12 protein-coding genes are annotated in these 18,476 nt (G+C 68.6%); 6 read left to right on the top strand and 6 right to left on the bottom strand.

The annotated features are described in order from the left end of the window. Window positions 1-113: 113 nt before the first annotated feature. The 3 genes from F3I16_RS02885 to glaH form a co-directional block, all read right to left on the bottom strand. Window positions 114-1,481 (bottom strand): aspartate aminotransferase family protein, encoded by a 1,368-nt coding sequence (locus F3I16_RS02885; RefSeq protein ID WP_160492248.1) that lies wholly within the window; start codon window positions 1,479-1,481, stop codon window positions 114-116. Between the two features lie 7 nt (window positions 1,482-1,488). Then, window positions 1,489-2,730: an L-2-hydroxyglutarate oxidase gene (gene lhgO / locus F3I16_RS02890; protein ID WP_160492249.1), complete on the bottom strand. Its 1,242-nt coding sequence runs from the start codon at window positions 2,728-2,730 to the stop codon at window positions 1,489-1,491. A gap of 76 nt (window positions 2,731-2,806) precedes the next feature. Beyond that, window positions 2,807-3,784 (bottom strand): glutarate dioxygenase GlaH, encoded by a 978-nt coding sequence (gene glaH, locus F3I16_RS02895; RefSeq protein ID WP_160492250.1) that lies wholly within the window; start codon window positions 3,782-3,784, stop codon window positions 2,807-2,809. A 178-nt stretch (window positions 3,785-3,962) separates the two neighbouring features. Between glaH and csiR the strand changes: the two genes are divergently transcribed. After that, window positions 3,963-4,658 carry a DNA-binding transcriptional regulator CsiR gene (csiR, locus tag F3I16_RS02900; RefSeq protein ID WP_160492251.1) on the top strand — a complete coding sequence of 232 codons (696 nt, stop codon included), beginning with the start codon at window positions 3,963-3,965 and terminating at the stop codon, window positions 4,656-4,658. 203 nt (window positions 4,659-4,861) lie between these two features. Then, window positions 4,862-6,085, top strand: coding sequence for a CaiB/BaiF CoA-transferase family protein (locus tag F3I16_RS02905; protein ID WP_160492252.1), 1,224 nt, complete (start codon window positions 4,862-4,864; stop codon window positions 6,083-6,085). Between the two features lie 112 nt (window positions 6,086-6,197). Here F3I16_RS02905 and F3I16_RS02910 read toward each other — a convergent pair whose 3' ends face one another. Next, the gene (locus F3I16_RS02910; RefSeq protein WP_160492253.1) at window positions 6,198-7,733 is read right to left on the bottom strand and encodes a FadR/GntR family transcriptional regulator; all 1,536 of its coding nucleotides are present in this window, start codon (window positions 7,731-7,733) and stop codon (window positions 6,198-6,200) included. 232 nt (window positions 7,734-7,965) lie between these two features. On the opposite strand from F3I16_RS02910, the gene F3I16_RS02915 reads away from it, so the two are divergent. The 4 genes from F3I16_RS02915 to F3I16_RS02930 all read left to right on the top strand — a co-directional run bounded on the left by F3I16_RS02915 (window position 7,966) and on the right by F3I16_RS02930 (window position 15,925). After that, the gene (locus tag F3I16_RS02915; protein ID WP_160492254.1) at window positions 7,966-9,330 is read left to right on the top strand and encodes an MFS transporter; all 1,365 of its coding nucleotides are present in this window, start codon (window positions 7,966-7,968) and stop codon (window positions 9,328-9,330) included. A 484-nt stretch (window positions 9,331-9,814) separates the two neighbouring features. Further along, window positions 9,815-11,602: a DUF1302 domain-containing protein gene (locus tag F3I16_RS02920; protein ID WP_160492255.1), complete on the top strand. Its 1,788-nt coding sequence runs from the start codon at window positions 9,815-9,817 to the stop codon at window positions 11,600-11,602. A gap of 17 nt (window positions 11,603-11,619) precedes the next feature. Continuing rightward, complete coding sequence (locus F3I16_RS02925; RefSeq protein WP_160492256.1) at window positions 11,620-12,984, top strand: DUF1329 domain-containing protein; 1,365 nt, start codon at window positions 11,620-11,622, stop codon at window positions 12,982-12,984. A gap of 352 nt (window positions 12,985-13,336) precedes the next feature. Beyond that, entirely contained in the window at window positions 13,337-15,925 is a 2,589-nt protein-coding gene (locus tag F3I16_RS02930; RefSeq protein ID WP_160492257.1) for a LuxR C-terminal-related transcriptional regulator, read from the top strand. Between the two features lie 34 nt (window positions 15,926-15,959). Here F3I16_RS02930 and F3I16_RS21155 read toward each other — a convergent pair whose 3' ends face one another. Together F3I16_RS21155 and dibA are read right to left on the bottom strand one after the other, a co-directional pair. Then, the gene (locus F3I16_RS21155; RefSeq protein WP_256670055.1) at window positions 15,960-16,082 is read right to left on the bottom strand and encodes a hypothetical protein; all 123 of its coding nucleotides are present in this window, start codon (window positions 16,080-16,082) and stop codon (window positions 15,960-15,962) included. A gap of 6 nt (window positions 16,083-16,088) precedes the next feature. After that, window positions 16,089-18,347, bottom strand: a complete 2,259-nt coding sequence (gene dibA, locus F3I16_RS02935; RefSeq protein ID WP_160492258.1) for a phosphodiesterase DibA — start codon at window positions 18,345-18,347, stop codon at window positions 16,089-16,091. Window positions 18,348-18,476 lie beyond the last annotated feature (129 nt).

The following is an 18,476-nucleotide window of genomic DNA, read 5'->3' on the forward strand; positions in this document are numbered from 1 at the left end:
TTGCAACAGGCCATTGCTATATCGCCAACGCCAAAGCCCGCTTCGGCGGGCTTTGGTGTTGATCTCGGCGGCAACACGCCGCGCCGGGAGCCGGCACGGCGGAAGGCTGGTGCTCAGCTGCGCAGCCAGTGGCTGGTGTCGTCGAGGGCGTAGGCGAAGCGCTGGATCAGCTGGTCGATCTCCGCCTCGCTGCTGATCAGCGGCGGGCAGAAGGCGATGGCGTCGCCCATGGCGCGGGTGATCATGCCGTGCTCCTGGGCGCGTCCGGCCAGGTAGCGGCCGAGCGTGCCGGGGCTGACATGCGGCGCCTTGGTCTGGCGGTTGCCCACCAGCTCCACCGCGGCGATCAGCCCGCAACCGCGTACCTCGCCCACCAGCGGGTGATCGGCGAATTCGCGCAGGCCGGCGTGCAGGCGCTGGCCCATGGCGGCCGCGTGCTGCACCAGCTGCTCTTCCTCGATGATCTTGAGGTTCTCCAGCGCCACGGCGGTGGCCACCGGATGGGCGCTGCCGGTAAAGCCGTGGCCGAGGGTGCCCAGGCTGTTGCTCTGCTCGGCGATGCCCTGGTACAGCGCGTCGTTGATCAGGATCGCGGCAATCGGCTGGTAGGACGAGGACAGCTGCTTGGACAGCACCATCACGTCCGGCTGGATGGCGAAGGTCTGGCTGCCGAACATAGTGCCGGTGCGGCCGAAACCGCAGATCACTTCGTCGGCGATCACCAGGATGTCGTGCCGGCGGCACACCGCCTGGATCTTCTGCCAGTAGGTGCGCGGCGGCACGATCACGCCGCCGGCACCCATCAGCGGCTCGCCGATGAAGGCGGCGATGGTCTCGGCCCCTTCGCTGAGGATGCGCTGCTCCAGCTCGGCGGCCAGGCGATCGGCGAACTGCTCTTCGCTTTCCCCGGGCATGGCATGGCGGTAGTGGTGCGGGCAGCCGACGTGGAGGAAGCCCGGCAGCGGTACATCGAAGCCGCGCTGGTTGGCCGCCAGGCCGGTGAGGCTGGCGCTGGCCACGGTGATGCCGTGGTAGGCGTTGTGGCGGCTGATGAACTTCTTCTTCAGCGGCTTTCCGCGCGCATTGTTGTAGTACCAGACCAGCTTGACCACGCTGTCGTTGGCTTCCGAGCCGGAGTTGGTGAAGAACACCTTGCTCATCGGCACCGGGGCCATCTCGATCAGCTTCTCGGCCAGCTCGATGCTCGGCCGGTGCGCCTTGTGGCCGAACACATGGTAGAAGGGCAGGGTGCGCAGCTGCTGCTCGGCGGCGGCGATCAGGCGCTGGTTGCTGAAGCCCAGCGCGGCGCTCCACAGGCCGGACATGGCCTCCAGGTACTGCTTGCCCTGTTCGTCGTAGACATACACGCCTTCCCCGCGCTCGATCAGCAGCGGGCCGACCTGCTCGTGCAGGCGCGCGTTGGTGTAGGGGTGCAGGTGGTACTGGCGGTCTTTGTCGGCCAGCGTGCGGGTAGGGGTCATGGTCACCTCAGGCGGCGTCACAGCGGACGACTTTGGTTTTGGTGAAGATCGGCAGGCCCTGCATCTGGGTGCCGACCTGCTCGACGATATGGGCGCCAATCGGCAGCGCCGAGGTGGCGGCCGGTGACGGCGCGTTGCACACGTGCAGGCTGCGGCGGCTGTGGCGGAACAGGAAGTCGTCGATCAGCCGGCCGTCGTCCGCTACGGCCTGGGCGCGCACCCCGGCCGGGTAGGGCTGGAGATCGCCGAGCTGGATGCTCGGGCAGTACTTGCGCACCTGCTGCAGGTAGCCGCGCTTGAACAGCGAGTTCTTCATCTCGCCCAGGCCCGGGCGCAGGTTGGCCTTGAGCACCTTGAGCAGGCCGGGGTTGGTCAGCATCTGCCAGCTGTCGGTCAGAGAGATGTCGCGCTTGCGATAGCCTTCGCGCTTGAGCGCCAGCACCGCATTCGGGCCGACCGTGACGCTGCCGTCGATCATCCGCGTCAGGTGCACGCCGAGGAACGGCATGCTCGGGTCGGGGATCGGGTAGATCAGGTGATTGACGATCCGGTTGTGCTCGGCCGGCAGCTGGAAGTATTCGCCGCGGAACGGGCAGATGCTGAACCCCGGTTCGATGCCCAGCATGCGCACCACGCGGTCGGCGTGCAGGCCGGCGCAGGTGATCAGGAAACGGCAGGCGAAATCGCCGGCGCTGGTCTGCACCCGCACTTCCTGCAGGAGCTCGTTCAGCCCAGTGACGCTGGCGCCGTAGCGGATCTCGCCGCCCGCCTTGACGAATTCACGGGCCATCGCCGCGGTGACTTCGGCGTAATTGACGATGCCGCTGGAGGGCACAAAGATGCCGCCGAGCCCCTGGATGTTCGGTTCGCGCTCGCGCAGCTGGCCGGCATTCAGCCATTCGCGCTGGATGCCGTTGGCCGCCGTGCGTTCCCACAGCGCCTGCATGCGCTGCATTTCCAGTTCGTTGGTGGCCACCAGCAGCTTGCCGGGGACTTCGTAGGCAATCCCCTGCTCGTCGCAGAAGGCCTTGGTCGCCTGGTTGCCGGCCAGGCAGAACCTGGCCTTGAGGCTGCCGGGGGTGTAGTACACGCCGGCGTGGATCACCCCGCTGTTGTGTCCGGTCTGGTGGCGGGCCGGCGCGGATTCCTTTTCCAGCAGCAGCATGCGGCTGCCCGGGTAGGTGCGCTGTAGCTGCATGGCGGTGGACATGCCGAGGATGCCGCCGCCGATAATGATGAAGTCGTGCATCAGGAGCACCTGCGGTGTCTGCGAGTCGTGGGCTTGAGGAGGCTTGGGTGGCGGCGCAAGGTGGTCGCCACGGGCTTCACTGGCGCGGCTCGCGCAGCACCTTGGCATGGGTGAAGTAGCCGCGCTGGCGCATCAGTTCGCGGCGCAGGCCCGGGTGGGCGGTGAAGCGGTCGCGGCCGTGCAGCCAGAAGTGGTTGTTGATCAGCAGGAAGCTGCCCACCGGCACCGGGATCGACAGCTTGTGCGTGCTGCCTTCCAGCGACTGGCTGAGGTCGGTCAGCCAGTTGCCTTCCTCGAAGTTCTTCGGCTGCACGAACTGGTCGATGTAGCTGATGATCGGCCGGCCTGCGGCGTCGTTGTCGAACACCGCATGGAACACGTCCTTGTCCACCCGCTTGCTCGGCGGCGCGGTCCAGCGCAGCACGCGGCGAGCCAGCGGGTGGTGGTTGAAGCGGTTCAGCTCTTCCCAGTCGTCCAGGTGCAGCAGCAGTGAGTTGCCGCCCTCCATGTTCTGCTCGTCGATTTTCATCATCAGCACGTAGTCGGTGTCCTGCTCGACGAAGGTGCCATCGGTGTGCAGCTCCAGCACCCGGTGCGGCTGGCGCAGGTAGCTGTCGGAGGCGTCGACGTTCTGCACCACGAAGCGGGCGTAGTACTGGCCGCTCATGGCGTCGAAGTTGGAACGGCCGAACAGGTGCGCCACGGCGGTGGCCAGCTTGACCATGTCCTCGGCCTGCTCGACCCGCTCCAGGCCGGCGGCGCTGATCAGCAGGCCGCCGCTGGCGCGATCCATCAGGGTATTGATCAGCAGCGGTTGCAGGCTGCCGGCGCACAGCTCGTCGAGGATCTTGGCCAGGCGAAAGCGCAGGAACGACTTGTATTCCAGGGCCTGCACCGGCCATTCGGCGACGGCGGCGAGGAAGGCCTGCACGGTTTCCTGGCTGAACTCCAGCTGCAGCAGGCGCGGCGATTGCGCGCTGGGTTGCAGGGTGAAACCGCTGATTTTCTGCGGGGCGGGAACGACCAGGCTCTTCAGGGCAACGACGGTACTCATGGCGATACTCCGGGGCGGGCAAGTGGGGTAATGGCTGTGCTTGTGTCGACGTAAATTGAAAATATCGACATTTTTGCAGTGTGTCAAAAATAAACCACGACCTGTGCAAGCTTTTGCCCAGGCAAATCCACCCCGGCGATTCGGTATGATGGGCGCCAACCCGTGCAAGGATGGTGTGATGCAAGCCCCCGGCTCCCGAGAGAATCTGGCGATTCGCGGTTACGAACTGCTCAAGCGCGACATCATTCGCGGTGTCTTCGCGCCCGGCGAAAAGCTGCTGATGAGTGCGCTGAAGGCGCGTTACCAGCTGGGGGTCGGCCCCTTGCGCGAGGCCTTGTCGCAACTGGTGGCGGAGCGCCTGGTGGTGGCCATCAGTCAGCGCGGTTTTCGCGTGGCGTCGATGTCGCTGGCCGAGCTGGCGGATATCTACGATGCCCGCGCCCATCTGGAGGGGCTGATCGTCGGCCTGGCGATTGCCCGCGGCGACGATGCCTGGGAGGCGCAGATCCTCGCCCAGGCCCACAGCCTGGCCAAGGTGGTGGCGGTCAAGGACGGCGAGGAGATGCTCAGCCTCTGGGACGCCCGCCACCAGGCGTTCCACGCCGCGATTGCCGCCGGCTGTGGCTCGCTGCATCTGCTGCAGGTGCGCGCCGCCCTGTTCGACCAGGCCGAGCGCTACCGCCACCTGTGGCTGCAGCAGACGGTATTTTCCGCCGCCGCCCTGCAGGCCAAGCGCGAGGAGCATGCGGCGCTGGTCGAGGCGATCCTGCAGCGCGATAGCGAGCGTGCCTGCACGCTGATCCGCGAGCATCTGCTGGGGCCGGTGAGCATCATCGGCGAGCTGCTGCAGGCCCGTCAGGCGTCCACTGAATAGGCCTGTTGTGCACAGCTAGGCAGCATATGGCCGGTACTGCGGCTATTCGGCTCGTTGTGGAGTGAGGATTTTGCACAATTGCGTGCAAAATCCTCGTTTGCCGCCCCGCCCTCTCCCTCCTAGGATGAACCCACGCGTGTTCCTGCGCGCAACCAGGTGCTGCAGCCCGTCTGCAAGCCCTGGCCTTCCTTGGAGCAGATGACATGTCCGGCGCCCTTTCGCATATCCGTGTACTCGACCTCTCCCGCGTGCTCGCCGGCCCCTGGGCCGGGCAGACGCTGGCCGACCTCGGCGCCGAAGTGATCAAGGTCGAGCGCCCGGGCACCGGCGACGACACCCGCCACTGGGGCCCGCCCTACATCAAGGACGCCGACGGCAACGACAGCCGCGAGGCGGCCTACTTCCAGTGCGCCAACCGCAACAAGCAGTCGTTGACCCTCGACTTCACCCAGCCCGAAGGCCAGCGCCTGGTGCGCGAGCTGGCGGCGCAGTGCGACGTGGTCCTGGAGAACTTCAAGGTCGGCGGCCTGGCGGCCTACGGCCTCGACTACGAATCGCTGAAAGCGGTCAACCCGCGGCTGATCTACTGCTCCATCACCGGTTTCGGCCAGGACGGGCCCTACGCCAAGCGCGCCGGTTACGACTTCATGATCCAGGGCCTCGGCGGGCTGATGAGCCTGACCGGCAAGCCCGATGGCGAGGACGGTGCCGGGCCGATGAAGGTCGGCGTGGCCCTCACCGACATCCTCACCGGGCTGTACGCCACTGTCGGCGTGCTGGCCGCGCTGAACGCCCGCGAGCAGACCGGCCTGGGCCAGTACATCGACGTGGCTCTGCTGGACGTGCAGGTGGCCTGCCTGGCCAACCAGGCGATGAACTACCTGGCCACCGGCCAGTCGCCCAAGCGCCTGGGCAACGCCCACCCGAACATCGTGCCCTACCAGGACTTCCCCACCGCCGACGGCGATTTCATCCTCGCCGTGGGCAACGACGGGCAGTTCCGCAAGTTTTGCGAGGTCGCCGGCCTTCCGGCTTTGGCCGGCGACTCTCGCTTTTCCACCAACAAGGCGCGGGTCGCCAACCGCGCCGAGCTGATCCCCCTGCTGCGCCAGGCCACGGTGTTCAAGAGCACCGCCGAGTGGGTGGCGCTGCTGGAAGCGGCCGGCGTGCCCTGCGGGCCGATCAACGACCTGGCCCAGGTGTTCGCCGACCCCCAGGTGCAGGCCCGCGGCCTGCGTGTGGAGTTGCCCAACAGCCTGGGCAGCGTCACCCCGCAGGTGGCCAGCCCACTGCGCCTGTCGCAGACCCCGGTGGACTACCGCCTGGCGCCGCCGCTGCTGGGTGAGCACAGCGAGGCCATCCTGCAGCGCCTGCTGGGGCTGGACGCCGCGCAGGTCGCCGAGTTGCGCGCGGCCGGCGTGGTCTGAGTACCCGCATTGTGCGGGCGCGGCTCTAGCCGCGATGCCTCCAGGCAACAGGCATCGCGGCTAAAGCCGCTCCTACGGAAAGCCCGGCGCCACTGCGGGGCAGCGCGTTCACTCAGCCCAGCCAGCCATCCTGCGGCGTTTCGCCGAGCCAGGGCTCGATCAGCTGGAAGTAGTCGAGCATGCAGCGCCGCGCCTGCGCCGGGTCCCGAGCGAGGATGGCGTTGACCAGTTCCTGCTGGCTGCCGAGCAGTTGTGCCAGCAGCATGTTGGGTGGGGCGTCGCCCGGGTAGCTGGCGGCCATGGCCCCGAGCATGTGGCAGAACAGTGCCAAGGCGCGGTTGCCGCTCAGCTCGGCAATGCACAGTTCGAGGCGCTGGATGGCTCCGATGCAGTCGCTGGCGGCGCCGTGCTGCAGCTGTTGCAGGGCCAGCAGCAGGCGTTCGCGCCCGGCTGCGTCGAGGCGCTGCGCGGCCAGGCTGGCCGCCGCCAGTTGCAAGGTCTGCCACAACCCATGGAAGTAATGCCGCGGCAGCTGGCTGTGGCGCAGGTAGTCGATCGCCAGCCCGATGGTGTAGCTCGGGTCCGGCGTCTCGACGATCAGGCCGCCGCCCTGGCCGCGGCGGCTGCGCAGGATGGCGTGCAGCTCCAGGGTGCGCAGCGCCTCGCGCAGCACGGCGCGGCTGACCCCGTGGATGGCCTGCAGCTCCGGCTCGGCGCCCAGGTGGGCGCCGGCATGCAGGCCGGAGTTGGCGATGGCGCGGGCGATGACCACGGCCAGGCGGTGCGCGGTTTTCTCGTAGACCTGGCGGATGGCGAAGTCCGGCACCGACTGCAGGCTGCTCATGCCGGACGTCGGCCCCTGCTGCAGGTTGCCGCGCAGGTCGATGATCAGCTGGCGGATCTGCCGCAGCGATTCGTGCACCGGCGCCTGGGCGGTCTGTGCATCACCGGCGACTATGGCTTCCAGCGCCTGCCGCTTGAGTTCGCGGCCGTTGCGGAAAACCTGTTCCAGGCGCGCCCGTGACGCCGGCTTGCGCGGCGTGTGGCCATGGATGGTGACGTAGCACAGGGCCACGTAGATCAGGTTGATGGCCGGGTTGCCGAGCACGGCGCAGATGAATTCGCGCACCTGGCCATGCAGCTGCAGCTCCTCGTTGAACGAGCCGGGCGGGGTGTGCCGCAGTAGCTCGATCAGCTCAAGGGCGCGAGGCAGATCCTGGGCGGCGAGCCGTGCGGCCGCATCGCTGACGATCTGGCATTCGACCAGCTCGCGCGCCTCGAACAGCTCGGCAAAGCTGACATCGGTCAGTTCCAGGTAGGTGGCCAGGGCCAGGGCCGCCGAGTCGTTGGCCGGCTGGCGCACCACCAGGCCGCCGCCGGCGCCGCGGCGCATGCTGGCCACGCCGTGGCGTTCGAGTTGGCGGATCGCCTCGCGCAGGGTGGCGCGGCTGATCCGGTAGCGCTCCATCAGCTGCGCCTCGGAGCCCAGCACCAGGCCGACCGGCCAGCCCTGGCTGGCGATGTCCTGCTGCATGGCGGCGGCCACCCGCTCGGCCAGCTTGGCCTGGCGCCCACCGCCGCGGGCCTCGCGGTGGGTATCTACGGGGGCGCCCGTCCGGGGCGCGAGCACAGAGGATAAGCTCGACATGGTGTGCACCTGGTCCTTCAGGAAGGCGACACAGTAGAGCTTTTTCAAGGAATTTGTAAGGCGCCTGGCGTACCCGCCAGCGTCTGGGCGGGGCCATTCGCGCAAGGCCATCACGCCAATTCAGTCCGCTGATAACACCTTGGGGCGATATTCAGCGGCACCGCCGCCGACCTACTCTGGCCTTCCCCCCAACCCGTCGTGCGCCGTGCCTGCGGTGTCGAGGAAGCTGCCAATGCCCAACAACAATAATGGCTACCCCTCCAGCCTGTCCGCCTGGACCACCGTGATCATCCTGATGGTGGCCTACGTGCTGTCGTTCATCGACCGGCAGATCCTCAACCTGCTGGTCGAGCCGATCCGCCGCGATCTGGTGATCAGCGACACGCAGATGAGCCTGCTGATGGGCCTGTCCTTCGCCCTGTTCTACACGGTGTGCGGCATCCCCCTCGGGCGCCTGGCCGATACCCGCAACCGCCGCGGCCTGATCGCCCTCGGCGTGCTGTTCTGGAGCGCGGCCACCGCCGCCTGCGGCATGGCCAAGCTGTACTGGCAGTTCCTCGTCTGCCGGGTCGGCGTCGGCGTCGGCGAGGCGGCGCTGTCGCCGGCGGCCTATTCGCTGATCGCCGACAGCTTCCCGCCGGAGCGCCGCGCCACTGCCATCAGCGTGTATTCGATGGGCGTCTACCTCGGTTCGGGGATCGCCTTCCTGCTCGGCGGCCTGGTGATCCAGTTCGCCTCGGCCCAGGGCAACGTGCTGCTGCCGGTGCTGGGCGAGGTGCGCCCCTGGCAGCTGATCTTCCTCCTGCTCGGCGTCGCCGGCCTGCTGTTCACCCTGCTCATGCTCGCCGTGCGCGAGCCGGCGCGGCGCGGCGTCGGCGCCGGGGTGGCGGTGCCGCTGGCCGAGGTCGGCCGCTATATCCGCAGCAACCGGCGCACCGTGCTGTGCCACAACTTCGGCTTCGCCGGCCTGGCCTTCGCCGGCTACGGCAGCGCGGCGTGGATCCCGACCTTCTACATCCGCACCTACGGCTGGGACGCCGGCCAGGTGGGCGTGGTCTACGGCAGCATCGTCGCCGTGTGCGGCTGCCTGGGCATCGTCCTCGGCGGGCGCCTGGCCGACTGGCTGGCCAGGCGCGGGCATGGCGACGCCAATATGCGCGTCGGCCTGATTGCCGCGCTGGGCGCGCTGCCGCTGGTGGCGCTGTTCCCGCTGATGGGCAATGCCCTGTGGGCGTCGATTCTGCTGGTGCCGACGGTGTTCTGCCTGAGCATGCCGTTCGGCGTGGCGCCGGCGGCGATCCAGGAAATCATGCCCAACTCGATGCGCGGCCAGGCCTCGGCCATCTACCTGTTCGTCATCACCCTGATCGGCCTGGGCGTGGGGCCGACGGCGGTGGCGCTGGTCACCGACTACGTCTTCGCCGACGACCAGGCGCTGCGCTATTCGCTGCTGCTGGTCAGCAGCCTGGCGGTGCTCAGCTCGGTCGTGCTGCTGGGGATGAGCCTCAGGCCCTATCGCGACAGCCTGCTGCGCCTGCAGCAGTGGGCGCCGACGGCGCTGCCCGAGAGCGCCCGGGCGCAGCTGAAGACCGCCTGATCTCCGGCACCTTGTCCGCTGTCGAAGCCCCGCCCCGTGCGGGGCTTTTGCTTGGCATGTCCCAATAGCCTGTTGCAAAGGCGATGAGTCGTAGGTTGGGTTGAGGAGCTGCGCGACGAAGCCCAACGATCCTGCCCCCGGTTGTTGGGCTTCGCTGCGCTCAACGCCAACCTACCCATGCACGCCGCGAAATACAGGGCAAGCCACACTCGCCACCCCGTACAACACATAAGTGGGACATAGCCTTTTGCTTGCCGGGCGGGCCAGCCCGCGGCGCTGCCGCGAAGCCGGGAGGGCGGCGTTCATACCCGCCCCGCCCTTGCCTGATGGTGGCCTATTCAGCCGCGTGTTGATCCCCGGCGGGCCCGCCAGCCGGGGCCATTCATCCTTTCGGGCGACAGCGCGAATCGCACCTTGGAGCGCTTATCCGGCTGTCATCCCGTCAGTAGCGTGCAGGCAGTTGCAACCCACAACGGAGAGCCGCATGACAACAACAAAAAGGCCCGGAATCTTCCAGCCACGCACTCTGGCCGTCGCCATCGCCCTGGGCCTCGCTGCCCCGGCGCATGCCGTCACCTTCACTATCGGCGAGATCGAGGGCCAGCTCGACTCGGCCCTGTCGGTCGGCGCCAGCTGGTCGATGCGCGGAGCCGACCCGGACCTGATCGGGCCGAACAACGGTGGCCAGGGCCAGTCGCAGACCGGCGACGATGGCCGCCTGAACTTCAAGAAGGGCGAGACCTTCTCGAAGATCTTCAAGGGCATCCACGACCTCGAACTGAAGTACGGCGACAGCGGCGTGTTCGTGCGCGGCAAGTACTGGTACGACTTCGAGCTGAAGGACGAGCAGCGCCTGTTCAAGGACATCGACGACCACAACCGCAAGGAGGGCGCGCAGTCGTCCGGGGCGCAGCTGCTCGATGCGTTCTTCTATCACAACTACAGCGTGGCCGAGCTGCCCGGCACCTTCCGCCTGGGCAAGCAGGTGGTCAGCTGGGGCGAGAGCACCTTCATCGGCAACAGCATCAACTCGATCAACCCGATCGACGCCGCCGCCTTCCGCCGCCCCGGCGCGGAGATCAAGGAAGGGCTGATCCCGGTGAACATGTTCTACCTGTCGCAGAGCCTCACCGACCAGCTCAGCGTCGAGGGTTTCTACCAGCTGGAATGGGACCAGACGGTGGCCGACAACTGCGGCACCTTCTTCGCCAGCGCCGATGTGGCGGCCGATGGCTGCGACAGCGGCTACCACGTCGGCAGCGCCGCCATCGCGCCGCTTGAGCCGATTGCCGCGGCCTTCGGCCAGGGCTTCGCGGTCGATCCGGAAGGCGTGCTGCTGCCGCGTTCCGGCGACCGCGATGCGCGCGACGGCGGGCAGTGGGGCATGGCCCTGCGCTGGCTGGGCGACGAGACCGAGTACGGCGCCTACTTCATGAACTACCACAGCCGCTCGCCGCTGGTCGGCACCCAGACCGCCGGCCTGGACACCCTGGCCGCCCTGCCGGGCATTCTCGCCGCGACCCCGGCGGCTTACCGCTCCGGCCTGGCGCAGAGCGTCATGCTCGGCAACGGCAACTACTTCCTCGAGTACCCGGAAGACATCCGCCTGTACGGCCTGAGCTTCTCCACCACCCTGAGCAACGGCACCGCCTGGTCCGGCGAGCTGAGCTACCGGCCGAACATGCCGCTGCAGCTCAACACCACCGACCTGACCCGCGCCCTGCTCAACCCCATCGCCGGCGGCAGCGCCTCGCCGATCGCCAGCGCACCGGGGGCGGAGAATACGGGCTACCTGCGCAAGGAAGTGAGCCAGGCGCAGACCAGCTTCACCCACTTCTTCGACCAGGTGATGGGCGCCGACCGCCTGACCCTGGTGGGCGAGGCAGGGATGACCCATATCGGCGGGCTGCCCAGCCTGGAAGCCGACGGCCTGCACTTCGGCCGCGACTCGCTGTACGGCGTGTACGGCTTCGACGGCGACACCCACGGCTACTACACCCGCACCTCCTGGGGCTACCGCGCCCGGGCGATCTGGGACTACAGCAACGTGTTCGCCGGCATCAACCTCAAGCCCAACCTGTCCTGGGCGCATGACGTCGACGGCTACGGCCCGGTGTTCAACGAAGGCTCCAAGGCGGTCAGCGTCGGCCTCGATGCCGAGTACCGCAACACCTACAGCGCCAGCCTGTCGTACACCGACTTCTTCGGCGGCGACTACAACGTCGCCAGCGACCGCGACTTCCTCGCCCTCAGCTTCGGCGTGAACTTCTAAGACGGGATCCGCACACCATGAAAACAACAATGCACCTGATCTCCTCCCTGGCCCTGTCCCTGCTCGCCGGCAGCGTGCTGGCCGCCGTGTCGCCGCAGGAAGCGGCCCAGCTCGGCAGCAGCCTCACCCCGCTGGGCGGCGAACGCGCCGGCAACGCCGACGGCAGCATCCCGGAGTGGACCGGCGGCCTGGCCAAGGGCGCGGCGGCGGTCGACGCGCGCGGCTTCCTCGCCGACCCCTTCGCCGGCGAACAGCCGCTGTTCACCATCACCGCGCAGAACCTGGAGCAATACCGGGCCAAGCTCAGCGAAGGCCAGCTGGCGATGTTCCAGCGCTACCCGGGCTACAGCATGCCGGTCTACCCCAGCCACCGCACGGCCGCGGTCCCGGCCGCGATCAACGAGGCGGCCAAGCGCAGCGCCGTGAGCACCGAGCTGGTGGAGGGCGGCAACGGCCTGAAGAACTTTGCCGACAGCCGCTACTACGCCTTCCCCATCCCGCAGAACGGCCTGGAAGTGGTGTGGAACCACATCACCCGCTATCGCGGCGGCAACCTGCGCCGCAGCATCGTCCAGGCCACCCCGCAGACCAACGGCGACTTCACCCTGGTGCACTTCGAGGACGAAGTGGCGATGCCCACCAGCATGCCCGACCTCGACCCGGCCAAGGCGGCCAACGCCCTGCTGTTCTTCAAGCAGCGGGTCACCGCGCCGTCGCGCCTGGCCGGCAACGTGCTGCTGGTGCACGACTCGCTGGACCAGATCAAGGAACCGCGCATGGCCTGGGTCTACAACGCCGGCCAGCGCCGCGTGCGCCGCGCCCCGCAGGTGGCCTACGACGGCCCGGGTACCGCCGCCGACGGCCTGCGCACCTCGGACAACTTCGACATGTACAACGGCGCCCCCAACCGCTACGACTGGAAGCTGGTCGGCAAGCGCGAGCTGTACATCCCCTACAACAACTTCCGGATCGCCACGCCCGCGGTGAAGTACGCCGACATCCTCCAGGCCGGGCATACCAACCAGGATCTGGCGCGCTACGAGCTGCACCGGGTGTGGGAGGTGGAAGCCACGCTGAAGGCCGGCGAGCGCAACATCTACGGCAAGCGCCGCTTCTTCATCGACGAGGACACCTGGCAGATCGCCGTGTCCGAGCACTACGACGGCCGTGGCCAGCTGTGGCGCGTGGGCCAGGCCATGCTCATGCAGCACTACGAGGTGCAGGCCCCGGTGTATGCCTTCGAGGCTCTGTATGACGTGATAGTCGGGCGCTACCTGGCCATCGGCATGAGCAACGAGGAGAAGCGCGCCGTCGAGTACGGCACCGCGGCCTCCGCCATCGACTTCACCCCGGCCGCCCTGCGCAACGCCGGCGTGCGCTGAGGCCGCGCTGGTTGCTCCCTTGAGGCGACCCCGGTGGTCGCCTTTTTTATAACTAGGTAGCTGTTACGCGTTGCCACGCCGCGCTGTTGTTTGGCTCAAGCGCTCGCGGTGGCTGCTCTGGCTGTTCGTGGGAGCGAATTCATTCGCGATCAGGGCCTACGCCGAGCTGCCGGTTTATCGCGGATAAATCCGCTCCCACTCAAGCTCGATGGCCTGTGCAACACGGAACTGCTACATAGCCTTTTTTATCGCCGGGCGCCGGCGCGCCGCCGATCTTGGTTAAGATCGAGCGTCCAGTGCCCGACCGACAACAACAAGAAGAGCCGAGGCCGCCATGCCGAACAAGGTTCGTATGCTCCATCCCGCGCCGCGCAGCCTGTTGCCCGAGGCGGCATTGCCGCGCCTGCCGGCCGCCCATGTGGCGCGCCCGCGCCTGGCCCAGGCGCTGCTCGCCAGCGATTGCCGGCTGACCCTGCTGTGCGCCCCGGCCGGTTTCGGCAAGAGCGTGCTGTTCAACGAATGCGTGCGCCAGCTGCCGCCCGGCACGCGCCTGGTCTGGCTCGACCTGCTCGGCCATGCGCTGAGCCCCGCCGAGCTGCTCGCGCGCCTGGCCGCGGCCCTGCAGCTGACGCCCGCCGCCGGCGAGCCGGGCGCGGAGCTGGGGCATCTGCTCGGCCGCGTCGAGCAGCCGCTGTGGATCGTCCTCGACGACTACCCGCGGCAGCCCTGCGCCGAGCTGGATGCCTGCCTCGACCGCCTGCTGGAACGCGCCCCGCACACCCTGCGCTGGTGGATCAACGGCCGCCGCCGGCCGGCCTGGAACCTGCCGCGCCTGCTGCTGCAGGGCGACCTGCTGGAACTCGACGGGCATGCCCTGGCGCTGCGCGAGGAGGAGCTGCACGGCTTGCTGCAGCAACGTGAGCTGAGCCTGCCGGCCGAGCTCAGCCAGCAACTGCTGCACAGCAGCGAGGGCTGGCTGGCCGGGGTCTGCCTGCTGCTGATCCAGGGCACCGCGCAGAACCTGCCGGAGCGCCTGGCCGCCGGCACCGCGCTGCTGCAGGAATACATCGAGCGCGAGGTGCTCAACGGCCTGCCCGCGGCGCTCGAGCGCGCGCTGCTGGTGCTGGCGCATGTCCCGCGGTTTTCCGCCGAGCTGTGCGCGCACCTGCTGGAGGGCGAGGACGCGCCCGGCCTGCTCGCCGAGCTGCGCCGCCGCCAGCTGTTCCTGCATGGCCTGGACAGCTGCGGCGAATGGTTCCGCCTGTGGCGCCCGCTGGCGGCCATGCTCCGCCGGCACAGCCCGGTGCCGCTGCAGGCGCATGTGCGCGCCTGCCAGTGGTTCGCCGCCCGTGGCGATGTGCGCGCCGCGGTGGAACATGCGCTGTGGGCCGAGCAGCCGGAGGTGGCGGCCAACTTCCTGCAGCGCTATGGCCAGGAACAGCTGCTGATCGGCCACAGCGTGGCGCAGTACCTGCACTGGCGCGACGGGCTGCCGGCCAGCCTGTTCTCCAGCACGCCGCGGCTGGTCTGCCAGCAGGCCTGGGCGTTGATCATCTGTGCCCGGCTCGACGAGGCCGCCGCCTGCCTGGAGCACCTCGCGCGCTTCCTGCCGCAACCCGATGCGCGCCGCCAGCAGCAGTGGCTGGCTCAGTACCAGGCGATCCAGGGTGTGCTGCAGCGCCAGCGCGGCCTGCGCAGCGCCCGTCAGCACTGCCTGGAGGCGCTGGCGGTGCTGGCACCGGCGGCCTGGTCGCAGCATGTGCTGTGCTACCAGGCGCTGTCCCAGCAGGCGATGGCCGAGAACGACCTGAGCGCGGCCCAGCACTACAGCGAGGCAGGCCTCAAGCTGGCGCGCGAGCAGGGCAGCGTGCTGTTCGAGGCGCTGCTCAGCGTCGACCGCATCCACCTGCTGGACATGCTCGGCGAAGGCGTACGCGCCGCCGAACTGGTCGAGCAGTCCTTGCAGCACCTGCAGCAGGCCGGCCTGCAGGGGCCGGTGCTGGCCCGACTGCTGCTGTTGCGCGGCAGCCTGCTGGCGAGCCAGGGGGCCGACCAGGCGGCGGAGGCGGCGTTTGTCGCCGGCCTGCGCGAGGCCGAGAGCTGCACCGATGCCTATGTGCTGTTCGGCTACCAGGGCCTGGCGCAACTGGCCGCCGAGCGCGGCGAGTTTGCCCAGGCCCAGCTGCTGCTGCGCAAGGCCGAGCGGCAGATGCAGTGGCAGCGCGTGCCGGAAGTGCGCTACCGCGGCGTGCTGCAGATGGCCGCCGGGCTGCTCAGCCTGCGCCAGGGCGATGTGGAGCAGGCGCGCGGCGGTTTCCTCCAGGTGCAGCAGCACCTGCAGAACCACGACCTGCTGGCGCCCTCCGGCTTCTACGACCTGCAGCTGCGCAGCCGGCATGCCCTGGCCCTGGCCGAGCTGGCCCTGGGCCAGGCGCAGGCGGCCGGCGCGGCCCTGCGCGGTCTGCTGGACGACAGCCTGCGCCTGGGCCACCGCGGCCTGGCCTGCGAGTGCCGCTTCAGCCTGGCCGAGGCGTTGCGTCAGGCCGACGAGCCGGCCGCCGCCGCTGCCGAGTTGCAGCTGGCCCTGGCCGAGGCCGAGCGCCAGCAGCAGCTGCGGCCCCTGCTGGCGCTGTACCGGCGCCAGCCGGCCTGGCTGCAGCAGGCGCTGCCGGTGCTGGCCGAAGCCCACTGGCAGGCCCGCTTGCAACCGGCGTCGGCGGGAGCGGCGGGGGTGGCGCCCAGCGAGTCGCTGCTGAGCAAGCGCGAGGAGGCGGTGCTGCAGCTGATCGCCCTGGGCTGTTCCAACCAGCAGATCGCCGAGCAGCTGTACATCTCCCTGCACACGGTGAAGACCCACGCGCGGCGGATCAACGTCAAGCTCGGCGTCGAGCGGCGCACCCAGGCGGTGGCGCGGGCCAAGGCGCTGGGCTGGATGGGCTGAGCGGCGGCATTTTCGTCACCGCCCTGCTCGGCACCTAGTCCCAGGCGGTGTAGCAGTGGTTGCCGGGGGGCTTCGGGGTCGCTACCGGCAGCTGCTCGCCGTCCTTGAGCAGGGCCAGACCTTCGGCCCCCTGGGGTTGGCCTGGTGCACGGCGCACCCGGCTCTAGGCCGTTGTCGTGGGTAGCAGCTGGTCGGCCGGCTGCGGGTGGCCGAACCAGTAGCCCTGGCCGAAGTCGCAGCCGAGGTCGAGGAGGAAACGCGCCTGCTGCTCCTGCTCGATGCCTTCGGCGAGCACGTGCAGGCCCAGGCTGCGGCCGAGGGTCACCACGGCACGGGCGATGGCGGCATCTTCCGGGTCGCTGGGCAGGCCGCGGACGAAGCTCTGGTCGAGCTTGAGCTTGTCCACCGGCAGGCGCTTGAGGCGGGCCAGCGAGGAGTAGCCGGTGCCGAAGTCGTCGATCGCCAGGCGCACGCCCAGGCTGCGCAGGTGCTGCAGCAGTTCCAGGGCGCGGTCCGGGTCTTCCATCACCGCGCTTTCCGTGACCTCCAGCTCCAGATGGGCGGGGTCCAGGCCGGTCTTGGCCAGGACCCGCGCCACCTGCAGATCCAGCTCGCCGCGGCTGAACAGGCGGCTGGAGACATTCACCGCGACGAACTCCAGCCCGATGCCGCGGGCCTGCCAGCGGCACATCTGGGCGCAGGCCTGTTCCAGCACCCAGGCGTCGATTGCGCCGATCAGGCCGCTGTCCTCGGCCATCGGAATGAACTCGCCCGGCGGCACCAGGCCGCGTTCCGGATGCTGCCAGCGCACCAGGGCCTCGACGCCGAGCATGCGCCGGTCGCCGCTCAGGTGGTGGATCGGCTGGTAGTACACGCGCAGCTGGTCCTGTTCCAGGGCCTGGCGCAGCTCGGCCTCCAGCTTGACCCGCTGGCGCGCCAGGATGGTCATGTCCTGGCTGTAGAAGCTGAAGGTCTGCCGGCCGCTGCTCTTGGCGCGGAACAGCGCCGAGTCGGCGTTGCGCAGCAGCTGCTCGACCGAGTCGCCGTCATCCGGGTACAGGCTGATGCCGATGCTGGCGCCGATGAACAGGGTCTCGCCCTGGATGCTGAACGGCTCGGCCAGGCATTCGAGCAGGCGCTGGGCCAGCGCGGAGGCCTGCGCAGCCTGGGCACAGTCGGTGCTGAGCAGGCCGAACTCGTCGCCGCCCAGGCGCGCCAGGGTCAGATGCTTGCCGAGGCTGCCGGCCAGGCGCTCGCCGATCAGCTTGAGCAACTGGTCGCCGGTGTTGTGGCCGAGGCTCTCGTTGATGATCTTGAAGTGGTCGAGGTCGATCAGCAGCAGGGCGCCGCGCTGGGCGCGCTGCAGGGCCTGCTCGATGCGCTCGCTGAACAGCAGGCGGTTGGGCAGAGTGGTCAGCGGATCGTGGTGGGCCAGGTAGTCCAGCTCGTGCTGCGAGCGCTTGAGCGCGCTGATGTCGGAAAACACCGCGACGTAGTGGCTGAGGTTGCCGCTCTCGTCGTGGATGCTGCGCAGGCACTGCCACATGGGGAAGACCTCGCCGCTCTTGCGCCGGTTCCAGATCTCGCCGCTCCATGAGCCGCGCTGCTCCAGGGCATGCCACAGGCTCTGGTAGAAGGCGCGGTCATGGCGTCCGGACTTGAACAGCGACGGGGTTTGCCCGAGCACTTCCTCGGCGGCGTAGCCGGTGATGCGGCTGAACGCCGGGTTGACGTGGACGATGTGCTGGTTGCGGTCGGTGACCAGCACGCCTTCCTGGGTGCTGTCGAATACCGCGGCGGCCTGGCGCAGGCTGTCCTCGTCGGCGCGGCGCTGGGTGATGTCGACCGTAGTGCCGATGAAGCGCAGCGGCTGCTGCGCCTCGTCGAGCAGCAGCTGGCCGCGGGCCAGCAGCCAGCGGTAGTCGCCGTTCTGGTGGCGCAGGCGATAGGTGCCTTCGTAGTAGGGCGTGCGCTGTTCGAACAAGGCTTGCACGCGCTGGATGGCCTGTTCGCGGTCATCCGGGTGCAGGCGTTCTTCCCAGGCCGCGCGGCTGTTGCCGAACTGCTCGGGGGTATAGCCGAGCAGGCTGCAGTAACGCCGCGAATAGAACACTCGGTCGCTCGTCATGTCCCAGTCCCACAGGCCTTCCTGGGCGGAGTCCAGGGCCAGGTTCAGGCGCTCCTCGCTGTGCTTGATATGGCGGCGGATCAGCGATTGCTCGTGCTGGTACTGGCGCAAGGCGCAGTACAGCAGCAGGCCGGTAAACAGGATGAAGGCCAAGCCCTTGAGCAGCTGGTAGCGCGCCAGGTGGTCGCGGTCCAGCCCCAGGCCCAGCAGCAGGGCGTCGCTGCACAGCAGCCAGAGCAGGGCCGCCAGCAAATAGAGCAGGGTCAGTTGCAGCGGACTGCGCTGGAGTTTCATCAAGGGGGGGATTCGGTCAAAAGAGGGGGGAAATGTGCACTGGCGCGCATTATAGATGAGTTGTCATCCAGAGTATTCCCGTCTAAAGGCGCTCTGGTTTTCTCCCGGCGCTAGGCGATAATGCGCCTA

Source organism: Pseudomonas sp. L-22-4S-12 (assembly GCF_009799935.1).
Lineage (GTDB): Bacteria > Pseudomonadota > Gammaproteobacteria > Pseudomonadales > Pseudomonadaceae > Aquipseudomonas.